This is a genomic window from Aquaspirillum soli (assembly GCF_054781915.1).
This window is the reverse complement of record NZ_BAAGTM010000016.1, coordinates 1-16,736: the sequence shown is the minus strand read 5'-3', so window position 1 is coordinate 16,736 and position 16,736 is coordinate 1. Positions and strand designations below refer to the sequence as shown.

Sequence of the window (16,736 nt, the reverse complement as noted above, 5' to 3'; positions counted from 1 at the left end):
CATAATGCTGGTTTGGATACGTTCTTGTTTGTATTGGTTGGGGTTGGCCGTGATTACTCCATTGTTCTTTACCTTGGGTTTACTGGCTTTTCCACTGCCGGCCATGCAGCGTCATCGTGTGATTACCTTATGGACACCGGTGATGATGTGGTGGCTACGTCTGACCTGTGGTTTGCGCTACAAAGTGATTGGTGCCGAGAATATTCCGACCACGCCATCGATTATTGCGTGTAAACATCAATCTGGTTGGGAAACGATGGCGTTGCAGCTGATTTTTCCTCAACAAGTGTGGGTGTTAAAACGCGAATTGTTATGGATCCCGTTTTTTGGTTGGGGCTTGGCCATGACCAGCCCGATTGCGATTGATCGCGGTGACCGTGTTCGCGCAGCCCAACGTTTGATCGATCAAGGCCGTGAGCGCTTGAAAACCGGATTTTGGATTGTCATTTTCCCAGAAGGGACACGCATTTCTCCGGGACAACGTGGCAAATATAAACAAGGGGCGGCGCGTTTGGCCCGCGACTTGGAGACACCAATGGTGCCGGTGGCATTAAATGCAGGTGAGTTTTGGCCGCGTAATTCCTTCCGCAAATATCCGGGAGAAATTACCGTGGTGGTGGGTAAACCGATTGTCCCTGCTGGTCAAACCCCAGACCAAATGACCAAAGAATTAGAAAATTGGATTGAAGCACGGCAAAGCGAAATCAGTGGCGTTGGCCCTTGTGCCAAAGCGACACCACGGGCAAAACCATCACATTAACTCTTTTATCGTCGAGGATTTTATGCGTTTATTACACACGATGTTGCGGGTGGGTGATTTAGAGCGTTCCATCGCTTTTTACACTGAGGTATTAGGGATGCAATTACTCCGGCGCCAAGACTATCCCGAAGGTCGTTTCACCTTGGCATTTGTTGGCTATGGTGAAGAACATGCTCAAACTGTGATTGAACTGACGCATAACTGGGACACCTCAGCCTATGATCTAGGCAATGGCTTTGGTCATATCGCCGTGGAAGTGGCAGACGCAGCAGCAGCCTGTGATGCGGTGCGTGCTAAAGGTGGCAAGGTAACCCGTGAAGCAGGGCCGATGAAACATGGCACCACTGTCATCGCTTTTGTCGAAGACCCCGATGGTTACAAGATTGAATTTATTCAAAAATCTCACTAGGTACATGGCGTTTTTGCGCTGGGTGACCCCAAGAGAGCTAACCACATAGAAAAGCGAACATCATGAATCGTGCACAGCCATTTTCGTATTCCCAAACACAATTAGAAGCGTTAAGTCAACGGGTGTTGACCTTAGCCCAGCAAGAAGGCGCAACAGCGGCAGAGGTCGAGGTCTCGGAAAGTCAGGGGCAAAATGTCAGTGTGCGACTGAGTGAAGTGGAAACGCTGGAGTACACCCGTGACAAGGGCTTAGGCGTGACGGTGTATATCGGGCAAAGTAAAGGCCATGCTAACACGTCCGACTTTAGCGAAGAGGCCATGCTCGCTACCGTGCGCGCTGCGCGTGACATTGCGCGTTTCACGGCGGCCGATCCTTGCGCGGGTCTGGCCGACAGTGCTTTATTGGCACAAGGGCGTGGTGATAACCTCGATTTATTCCACCCTTGGCATGTCCCCGTTGAACAAGCTATTGATTTGGCCAAAGAGATGGAAGCGGCGGGTCAGGCATTAGATCCACGCATTCGCAATTCGGAAGGGGCAAATGTCTCTACCCACACCAGCCAATTTATTTATGCCAATAGCGCAGGGTTTAGTGGTGGCTACCAAACCAGCCGCCATGCGCTTTCGGCGTCGTTGATTGCCGAGGATGATTCGGGAATGCAGCGTGATTATTGGTATGCTGTGGCGCGTTGTGCGGATGATTTACCCCCTGTGGCGCAAATTGGTCGCCGCGCTGCCGAGCGCAGTTTGCGCCGCCTGGGGGCAAAACGGGTAAAAACCTGTCAAGTACCCGTGTTATTTGAACCTGCATTGGCGGCGGGTTTATTAGGGAGTTTTGTCGCAGCGGTGTCGGGCGGTAGTCTCTACCGCAATACCACCTTTTTAGCCGATAGTTTAGGCACACAAGTTTTTGCTCCTTGCGTGCAGTTATATGAAGACCCGTTTATTAAACGGGGCTTGGCCTCGGGATGTTTCGACGCTGAGGGGGTTGCCACTCATGCCCGTGATGTGGTGAAAGAGGGTGTATTGCAGGGGTATTTCCTGTCGTCTTACTCTGCCCGCAAATTGGGGATGCAAACCACTGGCAATGCTGGCGGTGCTCACAATCTGTTATTGGCTTCCACCGGCCAAGATTTTGCCGCATTGTTAAAGCTGATGGGCACTGGCTTAGTGGTGACCGAATTACTGGGGCATGGGGTCAATCCGGTGACTGGAGACTATTCGCGTGGCGCGGCGGGTTTCTGGGTAGAAAATGGCGAATTGGCCTACCCCGTTGAAGAAATTACCATTGCCGGCAATCTGAAACAGATGTTCCGCGATATTGTGGCGATTGGTTCGGATATTGAAATTCGTGGTGGCAAACAAACTGGTTCTATTTTGCTACAAAACATGACGGTGGCTGGTGTATGACCCTTTCTTTCCACCGCCGGTCGATTTGGCCTCAAGGCCGTTCGGCCCATTTCTTGTTGTTTGTGGCCTGTGCAGCAGGTTTTGTCTTCGCTTTATATGCCCAGCATGTATGGGGTTTAGAACCTTGTCCTCTGTGTGTTTTCCAACGGGTGGCGTTGCTCGCCGTCGGTGGCTGGGCTTTTCTCGGGATGTTAGTGCCTGCTGGTGGTTGGCGGCGTAGCATGGCAGCCGGTGCGCTGTTATCGGCACTGGCTGGCACCGGTGTTGCTGGCTGGCATGTCCGTTTGCAGCTATTGCCAGCTGAACAAGTGCCAGCCTGCGGCCCGGGGCTGGAGTTCATGTTAGAAACCATGCCGCTGACCAGTTTACTGAAAAAGGTGTTTCAAGGTAGTGGCGAGTGTGCTGCTATTGATTGGACTTTTTTAGGCGCTTCGATGCCGATGTGGACAGCGGCCTTGTTTGTGTTGTTGGCGGTGTATAGCCTGTATCTGCTATTACAACGCCAACCCCGCCGCCGTTTATTTTAATCGTTATCCCCCTGCCAACCGGAACTGTCCCATTTGTTGCTGTAGGCTATGCGACAATCGGTGCAGTTCATCGGTCGCCACGGTGGCCTGTGTGGTGGCCTGACTGGTTTCTTCTGCCATGCTGGCAATGTGTTCAATATTTTTTGCCAACACAATGCTTGCATGGCTTTGTTCTTCCAATGCTTGAAAAATCCCCTGTGCTTGTACACCAACGCTGCTAATGGTGTGCTGCAACGCTTGGATGTCCTGACATACCGCATCGGTTTGGCTACGGCCCTGTTCAAGCTTGCTGCTTGTCTCTGCCAAGGTTTGGGCGATGCTGGCAATATCATGGCGAATATCCTGCATCACGCCACTGATTTGATGGGTTGATGAAGCTGTCCGCTCGGCTAATTTACGCACTTCGTCCGCCACTACCGCGAATCCCCGCCCCTGTTCCCCTGCTCTGGCAGCTTCAATCGCTGCGTTCAAAGCCAATAAATTAGTTTGATCGGCAATATCGCGAATCAGCGTTAAGGTATGGTCGATAGCTTGTGAGCGTTGATCGAGTTGTTGGGCGCGCGTCAGTGATGTGCTCATGCTCGTTGTCACTGTCTGCATATAATGGGCGGTGGTGTTGAGCTGTTGCTGACTGTTATCGCTAATGGTTTGAATATGGGCAATCGCATGGTGAGTAGCATGGGCGCGTTCTTTGACTGCTTCAATACTGGCGCTTAATTCCTCAATCGCCGCTGCCGCTTGGCTGGCCGCCTCGCTTTGTTGTTGGCTCGCTGCGTGAATTTGTGTGCTACCACTGTGCAGTTGTTGAGCAGCTTGTGCCAGTTGTTGGCTGCCATATTGGCTATGGGATAACAGCTGGCGCAGGGTATTTTGCATTAAATGAATCGCCCCTGTGATGCTATCTGGCCGATGTGTACCTTGGACAGCTTGAGTTAAATCACCTTCAGCAATGCGCTGTGCAATATGTGCCACGGTATGCGGTTCACCTCCCAGTCGATGTAATAAACGCCGAATCAACACATAAGCAAATATTGAGCTAGCCAAAGCAGCTAAGCACAGTAAAAGCAAAGACAACTGGGCGTAGTGTTGGGCACTTTGTTGTGCTTGCTGAAATTCGCGTTCTGCTTCGCTGAGTTGTAAATCGACTAATTGGCTGACGATGGCAGAGACCGGTTCAATGGCGGGGTAAAGTTCATGTTCAGCAAATTGCTGTAAGCCAGCCTGATCTTGTTGCCGAATAATGTGTTGTAAACGGGTGACTGCAAGGTTGGCCCGTTGCATGGCAACAGCTAATTCACCGGCTAATCGTGCTTCTTCGGGTGTCAGTTTGGTGGCTTGGTAGTGTTGCCAATGTTCGCGAATTGCACTTTGCGCGTGTTCAATGCCACGCAGGGTATCGGCTGCGCTGAGCGTGTTGGCACGAAGTTTGTGCGTGCTGTCCACAATATCCACTGCATAGCGGTCCGCAATGACTTTGAGTTGTTTGAGTGGAATGACTCGGTCTTGGTAGGTTGAGGAAAAATCTTGCAAGATGTTTTGTTGGCTAATCCGACCGGAAATGCCAATTAACATCATAAAACCCAGCAGTAACATCACCAAACAGGCTAATTTTTGCCCGGTGGAAAACTTGCCTTGCAACATACCCATGCGCTCCCTGCAACGAAACAAATCCGTCATAAAGCAATATGTATGCCCAAAGCAATAAATATGACTTTTGTTTATTTGATTTGTTGGAGAGGAAGTTGGGTGTCTACAACATCGACAAAAAACGGCAAACACCGCCGTATGTAACACAAACCGGCACAAATTCAGGGCAGGTACAGAAGCCTGCCCCTGCATACGGCAACGGCGCTGATCAACCCTCGAAAATATCCTCTAACCGCTGCGCCTGCGTTAACGATATACCCCATTGCTGCAACTGCTCCGGCGTCGCTGCCCGTAACCGCGACAACACCCAATCCGGTAATGGCTGACCAAACCGCGCCTCGATTAACGTCCGGAGGAGGGTTTGCATGGCTTGTATGCCTTTCTCTAGACCTTTTTGCATACCTTCTTCTAAACCCTCTTCCCGCGCAGTGATGATGTCGGTGTTGTAATCCCACACCGCCCTCTGCCGTGCAATGGCACGCAGTTGTTCTTCTTTGGTTTGGCTGAGAGTTTCTAAAGAGCGTAGTGCAGTCACCACTGGGGTATGTGTCAGCTGTGCCATGATGTGTTGCTCCTGCCAGTGTTCAAACAGATCGACCCAATTCTTTAACGCAGTGGGTGCAAGTTGTAGGCGGTCGGCTTTGTCTAATTCCAGAATATCAATTTGCTGTGCTTTGGTGAGGACAACATCAGGAATATGTTGATCGCGCAGTTCAAACCGCCATGAAGCTTGTTCTGGGTGTTCAGGGAATAAATCAAAATCCAGTAGATGAATACAAATCACATGCTTCATCTCACGATAGGATTGACCGCTTTCTAACTGTTCGCTGATAAGACGCGAACTGTAATACAAGCTTCGCTCTCCCCAATACGTCTGTTTCCGCACCTGAATTTCAATATTGTATTGCACCCCAAATCCATCTTTGGCCAAGACATCTAACACGATTTCTTTGGCGTGGAGGTCTTCACCGGAGATATTAGGGTTGAGAATATCCGTAATGGTAATCGGCGGTTGATCATAGCGGATGCTGTTGATGAGATCAGACAGTAATTCAGGTGACTGGGCAAAGAGACGTTTGAAGATGTAATCGTTCTTTGGATCGAGCAACGGCAGCATGATAGGGGTGGGGGCTTAGGGTAACAGCTGATTGTAGCTTGTGAACAATAAGCCGAATACACCAAACCGCCTCATTCTGACTGAATTGGGTGGACAAAATATCCTGTGGAGTGTCCATAACATCGACAAAAAACGGCAAAACACCGCCGTATGTAATACGAACCGACACAGTAGGGTGCTGTCACCCCGAAGGGGCGACGCACCATTAGTTTCTGCCTTGCTAAATTTCATTTTGTTTTTAAATATAATGAACAACAGTTCATTTAATGATTGTCATCAATCGTTCAGCAGCGTACATTTCACACCTTCCTGAACAACCATTCAGTAATAATCTATGCTTTGTTGCCCTCAACGTTGGTCACGACGCAAACAAGCACGGCCGGAGGAAATTCTGGCAGCGGCTTTAGAGTGCTTTGTCAAACACGGTTATAGCGCCACTCGCATGGAAGACATCGCCAAACACGCCGGTGTCACCAAAGGGACGGTGTATCTGTATTACGCCAATAAAGAAGAACTACTCAAGGCGGTGGTTCGTGAAACGCTTTTGCCTCGTGTGGCGGAGTTAGAGCAGGTGCTAAACGACACTGACTGTGCGGCGCCTGAACTCCTGCGCCGTTTGCTACAGCAATGGGGCACACTGGTTCGTGACAATGATTTGGTGGCAGGTTTACCCAAGCTGATGATTGGTGAGGTGTCGAATTTTCCTGAGCTGGCTCGCTTTTATTATGAAGAAGTGATTTGTCGTGGCCGCCGCTTGGTCGCCAATGTACTGGCTCATGGCATTGCACGCGGGGAATTTCGTTCACTGAATATCAACCAAGCTGTTGAGGTGATGATTGCTCCCGTCATCATGGGCATGATTTGGCAACATTCGTTTGCCCACTTCGAAGCTAAACCGATGGATTTTCCGCATTATCTGGATGCGGTGTACGACATTCTGCTGTGTGGCTTATCGGCCCCAGTGCCTTCTGGAAACTCACAATGAACTCATGTCATTTTCGCTATGCACTGCTGGCAGGAAGTGTTTTGCTTGCTGCCTGCAATGCCACACCCTCTGAGTATCAAGATATTCGTCCTGTTCGTACCACAGTGCTACACAATGCACAGGCCGCATCTCTACAAGTCTATGCAGGAGAAATTCGTGCCCGTTATGAAATTCCATTGAGTTTCCGAGTGGCAGGAAAAATCAGCGCCCGTTTAGTGGAAGTCGGTCAGCAGGTACAAGCAGGACAAGACATCGCCCGTCTCGAACCGAGTGACTATGGTTTAGAGGCCAGCGCAAAACGTGCACAATTGGCGGGGGCGGAAAGTGATTTGCGGCAACAAGAGCTCGACCTCAATCGTTACCGCGAATTGCTGCAACAGCAATTTATTAGCCAAGCCGAGTTTGATCGCCGTCAAAATGGCGTCAACGTAGCACGAGAAAAAGTGAAGCAGGCACAAGCAGATCTCGGTGTCAGCAGCAACCGTACACAATACACTCGCCTCACTGCTGAACAAGCAGGGATTATCAGCGAAGTGTATGCCGAGGCTGGGCAAGTGGTACAAGCTGGGCAAGCCGTGGCACGGTTAGCCATCCCCAGTGAGAAAGAAGTCAAAATCTCGATCCCCGAATCACGCCTTGCCCATTTTAAGCAAGCCACTGCATTTCAAGTGCGGCTGTGGTCGCGTGATAAGGTTTATCAGGGCAAATTGCGTGAACTTGCGCCACAAGCCGATCCACAAGCCCGAACCTATAGCGCCCGTATCCAAATTCTTAACCCCGATCAAGAGATTGCGTTGGGCATGAGTGCCAGCGTTGCCCATGTCTCTTCTAGCACAGAAAAAACCGCCTTTGCCATTCCACTGACTGCGCTTTTAGCAGAGAAACAACAACAATCGGTTTGGGTGCTGGATGGCAAAACCCTCACTGTTAAAAAACGTGCGGTGCAAGTGCAACGGCTCGAACAACAGCAAGTGTGGATTAGCCAAGGACTACAAGCGGGGGAGGAAATCGTCACCGCTGGGGTGCATTTATTACGAGAGGGTCAAAAGGTGGCACGGGTGGATGCTAACCCCGCCCCCGGTAAACCTGCCTTGCTGGCACCGCAACCGGTGACGGAGAAAGCCGCATCATGAACAAAAAATCCGGCATCAATTTGTCAGAGTGGGCGATTCGCCATGCTGCTTTAGTGCAATACCTGATGGTGGTATTGATGGTGGCGGGGGTGTTTGCGTATGGCAAATTAGGACAAAAAGAAGACCCCGAATTCACCTTTAAAGCGATGTTGGTCAAAGTCACTTGGCCCGGGGCCAGTGCCGAAGAGGTTGAACGGCAAGTGACCGATCGTGTTGAAAAAAAGCTGCAAGAGATTGCCGAGATTGATTTCGTCAAAAGCTTTAGCAAAAGCGGCGAAACACAAATGGTGATTAGCTTGCGCGAAGAACTACGGGCGAAAGAAGTATCCGATGTGTGGTATCGGGTACGTAAAAAACTGGGGGATTTAAAAGCCGAAGGCAAACTACCCGCCGAAGCACGCGGTCCCTTTTTTAATGATGAGTTTGGCGATACCTTTGGCAATATCTATGCCTTTACTGCCGATGGTTTTAGCCAAGAAGAGTTACGACGCTATATCGATTATGCACGGCAACAAGCCTTGCTGATTCAAGATGTGGCAAAAGTCGATATTGTTGGCGAGCAAGAAGAAAAAATTTACGTCAAACTCGATTCGGCGCGCCTTGCCGCATTGGGCATTGATATTCAAACCGTTTGGGCGGCACTGCGTGAACAAAATGCCGTCGATCCGGCAGGGGAATATCAAACCGACAGTGAACGAATCCCGGTACGGGTGAGCGGTGAATATGATTCGGTCACCACAATTAGCAACACCCCGATTAAGGCGGGTGATCGAACCTTCCGCTTGGGCGATTTAGCCAAAGTAGAGCGTGATTTCGCCAATCCCCCGGGGTTCCGCATGCGCTTTGATGGTAAGCCAGCCTTGGGTTTAGCCATCTCGATGCGAAAAGGCGGTGATGTTATTCGCTTAGGCAAAGAGCTGAATCAATTTGTGGATCGATTGCATGCACAAATGCCGATTGGGGTAGAAATTCATGCGGTCTCCGACCAGCCCAAGGTGGTGAAATCCTCCGTCAATGAGTTTATGCGTTCGTTGATTGAAGCGGTGGTCATCGTGTTGGCGGTCAGTTTATTTAGCCTTGGTCTGAAAACCGGCATTGTGGTGGCATTGTCGATTCCGTTGGTGTTGGCGATGACCTTCCTCGCCATGTGGATTTTTGGCATTGAATTACAACGCATTTCACTCGGCTCGCTGATTATTGCGCTGGGCTTGCTGGTGGATGATGCGATTATTGCGGTTGAAATGATGGCCTTAAAGCTAGAACAGGGCTGGAATCGACTGCGCGCGGCCACCTTTGCCTATACCAGTACCGCTTTCCCCATGCTCACGGGTACCTTGATTACTGCCGCCACCTTTCTACCCGTTGGTTTAGCCAAATCCAATGCTGGCGAATACACCTTTAGTTTATTTGCCGTGGTAGCGATTGCCTTGGTGTTGTCGTGGGTGGTGGCCGTGGTATTTACCCCTTTCATCGGTTACAAACTGTTGAAAGAGCATAAAGTGGCTGCCGACAGCCATCACGATGACGTCTATCACAAGCCGTTTTACCAACGCTTCCGCCATGTCTTAACATGGTGTTTACATCATCGTAAGTTCGTTATTGTTGCCACGTTTTTAGCTTTTATCGGTTCGTTGGTTGCCTTTAAGTTATTTGTGCAACAGCAGTTCTTTCCGGCCTCCAGTCGAGTGGAATTGTTGGTTGATATGTGGTTACCACAGGGCGCAACTTTCCATGCCACAGAAGCCGAAGTGAAAAAACTCGAACAAAAGCTGGCAGGTGATGAACGGATTGTGTCATTGACCAGCTATGTTGGCGGCGGCAGCCCACGTTTTTATTTGCCATTAGATCAACAACAGCCACATCTGAACTATGCACAGTTGATGATTATGACGCGAGATGAAGAGGTACGCGATCAGGTCAAAGACAAAATCAGCCAGCTGTTTGAAACCGATTTCCCGATGGTACGCGGGCGGGTTATTCGCCTAGAAAACGGGCCGCCCGTTGGCTATCCGGTGCAATTCCGTGTGTCGGGTGACGATGTGGCTAAATTGCGTGCCAGTGCCGCGAAAGTGGAAGCGATGATGCGTGATGATCCGCGCACTCGTCATGTCAATATCGACTGGGGTGAAAATATCAAAGTCTTGCGGTTAGAGATCGACCAAGATCGCGCCCGCAGCCTTGGTATTTCCACGCAAGGGCTATCACGGCAACTCAATATGTTGATTTCGGGAGCGGCTGTCACCGAATTACGCGAAAACGACCGCAGTATTGAGGTGGTGGCACGGTTAGATGAAGGAGAGCGCCACGCAGTCGAACAAATCGGCGCGTTAATGGTACAAACGGCCTCCGGCAAGTTTATCCCTGTGGCACAAATTGCCAGCGTGCAATACGCTTCGGAAGAAAGCATTATTTGGCGGCGCAATCGGATGCCGACTATTACCGTGCGGGCGGATGTTGCCGAGGGCGTACAAGCGGCAGATGTGTCGATTGCCCTGTGGCCCAAAATGCAGGCATTAGAAAAAGAACTGCCTACCGGATTCCGCATTGAGTTAGGTGGGTCGCTGGAGGCCAGTAAGAAGTCGCAAGATGCGATTGCCGCGGTGCAACCGTTAATGCTATTGGTGGTGGTCACCTTGTTGATGTTGCAGTTGCAAAGCTTCCAACGCACCTTGTTGGTATTGCTCACCGCACCCTTGGGCATGATCGGCGTTACCTTAACCTTGATTTTGTTCCATGCGCCGTTTGGTTTTGTGGCGATGTTGGGCGTGATTGCATTGGCAGGGATGATTATGCGTAACTCGGTGATTTTGGTCGATCAGATCGAACATGATATCCGTGATGGCATTCATCCGTGGGAGGCCATTTTAGGCAGTACCATTCGCCGCTTCCGTCCGATTATGTTGACCGCAGCAGCGGCAATTTTGGCGATGGTGCCGTTAACGCGCAGTATTTTCTGGGGCCCGATGGCAGTGGCCATCATGGGCGGCTTGTTAGTGGCAACGGTGCTTACTTTGTTATTCCTCCCTGCCTTGTATGCCCAATGGTTTAAGATTCGTCCCCCAGCGACGACCTAAATGGTGTACTATTTTAGTCGGCTATTCCTTCCTGAGTTGGGGGCTTGCTTTTTGCCATGCTCCCCTCATGTAAGCCGCCGCAGGCTGTTACTGATGTTTTTTATTTCATAACGAGAGGTTTTTTCATGGAACACACACTGCCCACTTTGCCCTATGCCCTCGATGCTTTGGCACCGCATATCTCCAAAGAAACCTTGGAGTTTCACTACGGCAAACATCATCAAACTTATGTCACAAACTTGAACAACCTGATTAAAGGGACCGAGTTTGAAAATGCCACTCTGGAAGAGATTGTCAAAAAATCCTCCGGCGGTATCTTCAACAATGCAGCACAAGTGTGGAACCACACTTTCTATTGGCTGAGCTTGGCACCAAACGCCGGTGGCGAACCCACTGGTGCATTGGCTGAAGCCATCAACGCGAAATGGGGTTCGTTTGACGAGTTCAAAAAAGCTTTTAATGCCGTTGCTGCTGGAACCTTCGGTTCTGGTTGGGCATGGTTGGTAAAAGCCGCCGATGGCTCGTTAGAGTTAGTCTCCACCAGCAATGCCGCTACCCCATTGACCAGCGACAAAACCGCTTTGTTGACCTGTGATGTGTGGGAACATGCTTATTACATCGACTATCGCAACAGCCGTCCTAACTATCTGGAAGGTTTCTGGAAGTTGGTAAACTGGAATGCCGTCGCCGAACGCTTCGCTGCCTAATTTCAGCGCTGCCGCTTCGCAAAACCCCGTGCTAACGGGGTTTTTTGTTATTTCGCCTGAGGTTCAGATAAGGCTTCTTTAAGCGTCAAATACTTTTTACGCTCTTGGCTGTTGCTAAAAGCGATCCGCCCCATTTTGTAATGTTCCGTGATTCTTTCCTGAGCGTACAAGATCAACATCACTGCTGCCATGCCTCCATCTGCATTTGGTTGATTAAGCGCATCAATCCCTCGTTGATACAGTGATAAAGCAAGGTCCACATTTTGCACACCTGTACTGCCACGCTCCATTAAATCGCCTAAATATACCATCGCTGAGCCATCACCCTTTTCAGCCTGTTGGCGATAAGAGACTAAAACTTTCTCCCAATCCTTTGCACCCACCTCCAGACGTTGTTGGCGTTCAAACAACCGCACCCAGTTAGTTCCTGCCGCTAAGTTTTGTGCAGCACGGCCTTTCTCGTAAAAAAATAAAGCCTGTTGCCATTGTTGTGCGTGTTCTGCCGCCACACCAAGTGCATTAAACATATCACCAGATAGGGGCTTATCCGCAGATAACGCAGCCCTAAATAAAGGAGTGGGGTCAGGGCTATTGGTCAGATTGCGACACACGACTTCCTTTTGATGAATCATTGTTGCCTGTTCTTGCTCATCTTCTGGCAAAGTTTTCAGCGCAGCCCATGCTGCTTTCTCTTCAGGACTTAAGGCACGTTTGCGATCTATTTTTTCTGCGGCAGACAGAATCCATTGTTGAACGATGTCGTGAATCTGCTCTGCTTTTTGATGGGTTGTCAGCGTTATGTTTGACGATGTTGTCGCTAACTTTGCATCCGCTAATTTAAATGCCAAACACAGTGCATCTTGACTTGGCGTATCACCTTTGACAGCGGCTTTTAACCACCATGTCCGTGCCTTTTCAGGTTGACCAATTGCGTGCTGATATAGGCCTTGCTGCCAAGAGCTCCATACCTTTGTACCAAAAGTATTCACCCACGGTTGCCATGTTTTTTTCTGCTCGAGTGTGAAGGGATTTACCACTGGGATTTCAAGCAACTCAGCACGAGAAGGGGTTGCATGGACTGTGGCCGGGTTGACTAATAGCAACAGAAGTAAACCGAATAAAAAGCTGGCGTAAGCTTTGATACGAAACATGGCCGACCTCAAGGCAAAAGGGGATACAAAAATTGTGGTGTAACTATATGTTGGTGGAGTTATCTACTCTACCTTTTTCTTAACCCGTTACATCATCTTACTCCGCCGTTTAAACCATGCTGCTCGGCCAGAAGGAAGACATTTTCTGTCATAAAGTGGTCGGGCAGTTTTGCGACACGGTGTGAAGCAAAGCGCCAAAACATACTACAATCAGCCGTTACCCTAAGCCCCCACCTCCATCATGCTGCCGCTGCTCGATCCAAAGAACGATTACATTTTCAAACGTCTCTTTGCCCAATCACCTGAATTACTGTCTGATCTCATCAACAGCATCCGCTATGATCAACCGCCGATTACCATTACGGATATTCTCAATCCCAATATCTCCGGTGAAGACCTCCACGCTAAAGAAATCGTGTTAGATGTCTTAGCCAAAGATGGATTTGGCGTGCAATACAATATTGAAATTCAGGTGCGGAAACAGACGTATTGGGGAGAGCGAAGCTTGTATTACAGTTCGCGTCTTATCAGCGAACAGTTAGAAAGTGGTCAATCCTATCGCGAGATGAAGCATGTGATTTGTATTCATCTACTGGATTTTGATTTATTCCCTGAACACCCAGAACAAGCCTCATGGCGGTTTGAACTGCGCGATCAACATATTCCTGATGTTGTCCTCACCAAAGCACAGCAAATTGATATTCTGGAATTAGACAAAGCCGACCGCCTCCAACTTGCGCCAACAGCGTTAAAGAACTGGGTCGATCTGTTTGAACACTGGCAGGAGCAACACATCATGGCACAGCTGACACACACACCGGTAATGACTGTTTTGCAATCCCTAGAGCAAATGAGCCAGACCAAAGAAGAACGGTTACGGGCATTGGCGCGTGAACGGGCAGTGTGGGATTACAACACTGAGATTCAAGTGGCAGAAGAACGTGGTGAGCAGCGAGGGTTGGAAAAGGGTATGCAAAAAGGCCTTCAACAAGGCATGCAGAAAGGCATACAGGCCATGCAAACCCTCCTCCGAACATTGATCGAGGCGCGGTTTGGTCAGCCATTGCCGGATTGGGTATTGTCGCGGTTGCGGGCGGCGACGCCGGAGCAGTTGCAGCAATGGGGGGTATCGTTAACGCAGGCGCAGCGGTTAGAGGATATTTTCGAGGGTTGAGATCATAGAATCGTCGGGCAGTTTTGCGACACGGTGTGAAGCAAACCGCCAAAACATACTACAATCAGCCGTTACCCTCAGCCCCCACCCCCATCATGCTGCCGCTGCTCGATCCAAAGAACGATTACATTTTCAAACGTCTCTTTGCCCAATCACCCGAATTGCTATCCGATTTGATCAATAGCATCCGCTACGATCAACCGCCGATTACCATCACCGATATTCTCAATCCGAATATCTCCGGTGAAGACCTCCACGCCAAAGAAATCGTGTTGGATGTCTTGGCCAAAGATGGTTTTGGCGTGCAATACAATATTGAAATTCAGGTGCGGAAACAGACGTATTGGGGAGAGCGAAGCTTGTATTACAGTTCGCGTCTTATCAGCGAACAGTTAGAAAGCGGTCAATCCTATCGCGAGATGAAGCATGTGATTTGTATTCATCTACTGGATTTTGATTTATTCCTTGACCATCCAGAACAAGCTTCATGGCGGTTTGAACTGCGCGATCAACATATTCCCGATGTTGTCCTCACCAAAGCACAGCAAATTGATATTCTGGAATTAGACAAAGCCGACCGCCTCCAACTGGCCCCAACGGCATTAAAGAATTGGGTCGATCTGTTTGAACACTGGCAGGAGCAACACATCATGGCACAGCTGACACACACACCGGTAATGACTGTTTTGCAATCTCTAGAGCAAATGAGCCAAACCAAGGAAGAACGGTTACGGGCATTGGCACGCGAACGGGCGGTGTGGGATTACAACACTGACATCATTACTGCACGGGAAGAAGGCAGAGAAGAAGGTCGTGAAGAAGGCATACAAGCCATGCGAAGCCTACTTCGGACGTTGATCGAGGCACGGTTTGGTCAGCCGTTACCGGATTGGGTGTTGTCGCGGTTACGGGCGGCGACGCCGGAGCAGTTGCAACAGTGGGGGGTATCGTTAACGCAGGCGCAGCGGTTAGAGGATATTTTCGAGGTTTGACCCGTTTCGTAGTGTGGATAAGCATAGCGCATCCACCAAATCTAGTAGCATATCCACCAAATCTGGTAATTGGGTTGCCGGTTGTTTGGCAACCCAACACCAACCTGAACCACAATTAGCTGTTACCCTCAGCCCCACTCCCATCATGCTGCCGCTGCTCGATCCAAAGAACGATTACATTTTCAAACGTCTCTTTGCCCAATCACCCGAATTGCTGTCTGATCTCATCAACAGCATCCGCTACGATCAACCGCCAATTACCATCACCGATATTCTCAATCCCAATATCTCCGGTGAAGACCTCCACGCTAAAGAAATCGTGTTAGATGTCTTGGCCAAAGATGGTTTTGGCGTGCAATACAATATTGAAATTCAGGTGCGGAAACAGACGTATTGGGGAGAGCGAAGCTTGTATTACAGTTCGCGTCTTATCAGCGAACAGTTAGAAAGTGGTCAATCCTATCGCGAGATGAAGCATGTGATTTGTATTCATCTACTGGATTTTGATTTATTTCCTGAACATCCAGAACAAGCCTCATGGCGGTTTGAATTACGTGATCAACATATTCCTGATGTTGTCCTCACCAAAGCACAGCAAATTGATATTCTGGAATTAGACAAAGCCGACCGCCTCCAACTGGCCCCAACAGCGTTAAAGAACTGGGTCGATCTGTTTGAACACTGGCAGGAGCAACACATCATGGCACAGCTGACACACACACCAGTAATGACTGTCTTGCAATCCCTAGAGCAAATGAGCCAAACCAAGGAAGAACGGTTACGGGCATTGGCACGCGAACGGGCGGTCTGGGATTACAACACCGATATCATCACTGCACGGGAAGAAGGCATGCAAGTTGGGATGGAAAAAGGCATTGAGAAAGGCCTTCAACAAGGCATGCAAAAAGGTATTCAAAAAGGCCGAGAAGATGGCATGCAAACCCTCCTCCGAACATTGATTGAGGCGCGGTTTGGACAGCCGTTGCCGGATTGGGTGTTGTCGCGGTTACGTGCGGCGACGCCGGAGCAGTTGCAGCAATGGGGGGTATCGTTAACGCAGGCGCAGCGGTTAGAGGATATTTTCGAGGGTTGACCAGCGCTGTTGCCGTATGCGGTTTCGTAGCATCCCCCAAATCTGGTAATTGGGTTGCCGGTTGTTTGGCAACCCAACACCAACCTGAACTACAATTAGCTGTTACCCTCAGCCCCACTCCCATCATGCTGCCGCTGCTCGATCCAAAGAACGATTACATTTTCAAACGTCTCTTTGCCCAATCACCCGAATTGCTGTCTGATTTGATCAATAGCATTCGCTACGATCAACCACCGATTACCATCACCGATATTCTCAATCCGAATATCTCCGGTGAAGACCTCCACGCCAAAGAAATCGTGTTGGATGTCTTGGCCAAAGATGGTTTTGGGGTGCAATACAATATTGAAATTCAGGTGCGGAAACAGACGTATTGGGGAGAGCGAAGTTTGTATTACAGTTCGCGTCTTATCAGCGAACAGTTAGAAAGTGGTCAATCCTATCGTGAGATGAAGCATGTGATTTGTATTCATCTACTGGATTTTGATTTATTCCCTGAACACCCAGAACAAGCTTCATGGCGGTTTGAACTGCGCGATCAACATATTCCTGATGTTG

Annotated in this window: 15 protein-coding genes; 12 read left to right on the top strand and 3 right to left on the bottom strand. The window is 49.6% G+C overall.

Annotation, left to right across the window (positions count from 1 at the left end):
- The first annotated feature begins 4 nt into the window (after positions 1 to 4).
- The 4 genes from ACYVJG_RS11165 to ACYVJG_RS11150 all read left to right on the top strand — a co-directional run bounded on the left by ACYVJG_RS11165 (position 5) and on the right by ACYVJG_RS11150 (position 3,105).
- Positions 5 to 760, top strand: a complete 756-nt coding sequence (locus tag ACYVJG_RS11165) for a lysophospholipid acyltransferase family protein (RefSeq protein WP_460431118.1) — start codon at positions 5 to 7, stop codon at positions 758 to 760.
- Between the two features lie 22 nt (positions 761 to 782).
- The gene (gene gloA / locus ACYVJG_RS11160) at positions 783 to 1,169 is read left to right on the top strand and encodes a lactoylglutathione lyase (protein ID WP_460431117.1); all 387 of its coding nucleotides are present in this window, start codon (positions 783 to 785) and stop codon (positions 1,167 to 1,169) included.
- Between the two features lie 62 nt (positions 1,170 to 1,231).
- A complete protein-coding gene (pmbA, locus tag ACYVJG_RS11155; RefSeq protein ID WP_460431116.1) occupies positions 1,232 to 2,578 on the top strand; it encodes a metalloprotease PmbA in 1,347 nt (448 codons plus the stop codon).
- Positions 2,575 to 3,105, top strand: coding sequence for a disulfide bond formation protein B (locus ACYVJG_RS11150; protein WP_460431115.1), 531 nt, complete (start codon positions 2,575 to 2,577; stop codon positions 3,103 to 3,105). Before pmbA ends, ACYVJG_RS11150 begins: the two co-directional genes overlap by 4 nt.
- Before the next feature lie 3 nt (positions 3,106 to 3,108).
- Here the strand turns inward: ACYVJG_RS11150 and ACYVJG_RS11145 are convergent, their stop codons facing one another.
- Together ACYVJG_RS11145 and ACYVJG_RS11140 are read right to left on the bottom strand one after the other, a co-directional pair.
- Entirely contained in the window at positions 3,109 to 4,752 is a 1,644-nt protein-coding gene (locus ACYVJG_RS11145; protein WP_460431114.1) for a methyl-accepting chemotaxis protein, read from the bottom strand.
- 208 nt (positions 4,753 to 4,960) lie between these two features.
- The gene (locus ACYVJG_RS11140) at positions 4,961 to 5,869 is read right to left on the bottom strand and encodes an Rpn family recombination-promoting nuclease/putative transposase (protein ID WP_460431113.1); all 909 of its coding nucleotides are present in this window, start codon (positions 5,867 to 5,869) and stop codon (positions 4,961 to 4,963) included.
- Positions 5,870 to 6,203: 334 nt separating this feature from the next.
- Here ACYVJG_RS11140 and ACYVJG_RS11135 point away from each other — a divergent pair, with 334 nt between their 5' ends.
- From ACYVJG_RS11135 to sodB, 4 genes are all read left to right on the top strand, one after another.
- Complete coding sequence (locus tag ACYVJG_RS11135) at positions 6,204 to 6,854, top strand: TetR/AcrR family transcriptional regulator (protein WP_460431112.1); 651 nt, start codon at positions 6,204 to 6,206, stop codon at positions 6,852 to 6,854.
- Entirely contained in the window at positions 6,851 to 7,987 is a 1,137-nt protein-coding gene (locus tag ACYVJG_RS11130; RefSeq protein ID WP_460431111.1) for an efflux RND transporter periplasmic adaptor subunit, read from the top strand. Before ACYVJG_RS11135 ends, ACYVJG_RS11130 begins: the two co-directional genes overlap by 4 nt.
- Complete coding sequence (locus ACYVJG_RS11125) at positions 7,984 to 11,061, top strand: efflux RND transporter permease subunit (RefSeq protein WP_460431110.1); 3,078 nt, start codon at positions 7,984 to 7,986, stop codon at positions 11,059 to 11,061. Before ACYVJG_RS11130 ends, ACYVJG_RS11125 begins: the two co-directional genes overlap by 4 nt.
- A 125-nt stretch (positions 11,062 to 11,186) precedes the next feature.
- A complete protein-coding gene (gene sodB / locus ACYVJG_RS11120; RefSeq protein ID WP_022653528.1) occupies positions 11,187 to 11,768 on the top strand; it encodes a superoxide dismutase [Fe] in 582 nt (193 codons plus the stop codon).
- Between the two features lie 47 nt (positions 11,769 to 11,815).
- Here sodB and ACYVJG_RS11115 read toward each other — a convergent pair whose 3' ends face one another.
- Positions 11,816 to 12,919, bottom strand: coding sequence for an SEL1-like repeat protein (locus ACYVJG_RS11115; RefSeq protein ID WP_460431109.1), 1,104 nt, complete (start codon positions 12,917 to 12,919; stop codon positions 11,816 to 11,818).
- Positions 12,920 to 13,160: 241 nt separating this feature from the next.
- Between ACYVJG_RS11115 and ACYVJG_RS11110 the strand changes: the two genes are divergently transcribed.
- The 4 genes from ACYVJG_RS11110 to ACYVJG_RS11095 all read left to right on the top strand — a co-directional run.
- Positions 13,161 to 14,093 (top strand): Rpn family recombination-promoting nuclease/putative transposase, encoded by a 933-nt coding sequence (locus tag ACYVJG_RS11110; RefSeq protein WP_460431108.1) that lies wholly within the window; start codon positions 13,161 to 13,163, stop codon positions 14,091 to 14,093.
- A gap of 95 nt (positions 14,094 to 14,188) precedes the next feature.
- On the top strand, positions 14,189 to 15,085 hold the full coding sequence (locus ACYVJG_RS11105; RefSeq protein ID WP_460431107.1) for an Rpn family recombination-promoting nuclease/putative transposase: 897 nt from the start codon (positions 14,189 to 14,191) through the stop codon (positions 15,083 to 15,085).
- 85 nt (positions 15,086 to 15,170) lie between these two features.
- Complete coding sequence (locus ACYVJG_RS11100; RefSeq protein ID WP_460431106.1) at positions 15,171 to 16,178, top strand: Rpn family recombination-promoting nuclease/putative transposase; 1,008 nt, start codon at positions 15,171 to 15,173, stop codon at positions 16,176 to 16,178.
- A gap of 65 nt (positions 16,179 to 16,243) precedes the next feature.
- A partial coding sequence (locus tag ACYVJG_RS11095; RefSeq protein WP_460431105.1) for an Rpn family recombination-promoting nuclease/putative transposase occupies positions 16,244 to 16,736 on the top strand: 493 nt, incomplete at its 3' end.

What these genes read in the sequence shown, in the direction of transcription:
- ACYVJG_RS11165 (WP_460431118.1), top strand. Translation starts at nt 5, where the DNA reads ATGCTGGTTTGGATACGTTCTTGTTTGTATTGGTTGGGGTTGGCCGTG.
- gloA (WP_460431117.1), top strand. Translation starts at nt 783, where the DNA reads ATGCGTTTATTACACACGATGTTGCGGGTGGGTGATTTAGAGCGTTCC.
- pmbA (WP_460431116.1), top strand. Translation starts at nt 1,232, where the DNA reads ATGAATCGTGCACAGCCATTTTCGTATTCCCAAACACAATTAGAAGCG.
- ACYVJG_RS11150 (WP_460431115.1), top strand. Translation starts at nt 2,575, where the DNA reads ATGACCCTTTCTTTCCACCGCCGGTCGATTTGGCCTCAAGGCCGTTCG.
- ACYVJG_RS11145 (WP_460431114.1), bottom strand. Translation starts at nt 4,752, where the DNA reads ATGGGTATGTTGCAAGGCAAGTTTTCCACCGGGCAAAAATTAGCCTGT.
- ACYVJG_RS11140 (WP_460431113.1), bottom strand. Translation starts at nt 5,869, where the DNA reads ATGCTGCCGTTGCTCGATCCAAAGAACGATTACATCTTCAAACGTCTC.
- ACYVJG_RS11135 (WP_460431112.1), top strand. Translation starts at nt 6,204, where the DNA reads ATGCTTTGTTGCCCTCAACGTTGGTCACGACGCAAACAAGCACGGCCG.
- ACYVJG_RS11130 (WP_460431111.1), top strand. Translation starts at nt 6,851, where the DNA reads ATGAACTCATGTCATTTTCGCTATGCACTGCTGGCAGGAAGTGTTTTG.
- ACYVJG_RS11125 (WP_460431110.1), top strand. Translation starts at nt 7,984, where the DNA reads ATGAACAAAAAATCCGGCATCAATTTGTCAGAGTGGGCGATTCGCCAT.
- sodB (WP_022653528.1), top strand. Translation starts at nt 11,187, where the DNA reads ATGGAACACACACTGCCCACTTTGCCCTATGCCCTCGATGCTTTGGCA.
- ACYVJG_RS11115 (WP_460431109.1), bottom strand. Translation starts at nt 12,919, where the DNA reads ATGTTTCGTATCAAAGCTTACGCCAGCTTTTTATTCGGTTTACTTCTG.
- ACYVJG_RS11110 (WP_460431108.1), top strand. Translation starts at nt 13,161, where the DNA reads ATGCTGCCGCTGCTCGATCCAAAGAACGATTACATTTTCAAACGTCTC.
- ACYVJG_RS11105 (WP_460431107.1), top strand. Translation starts at nt 14,189, where the DNA reads ATGCTGCCGCTGCTCGATCCAAAGAACGATTACATTTTCAAACGTCTC.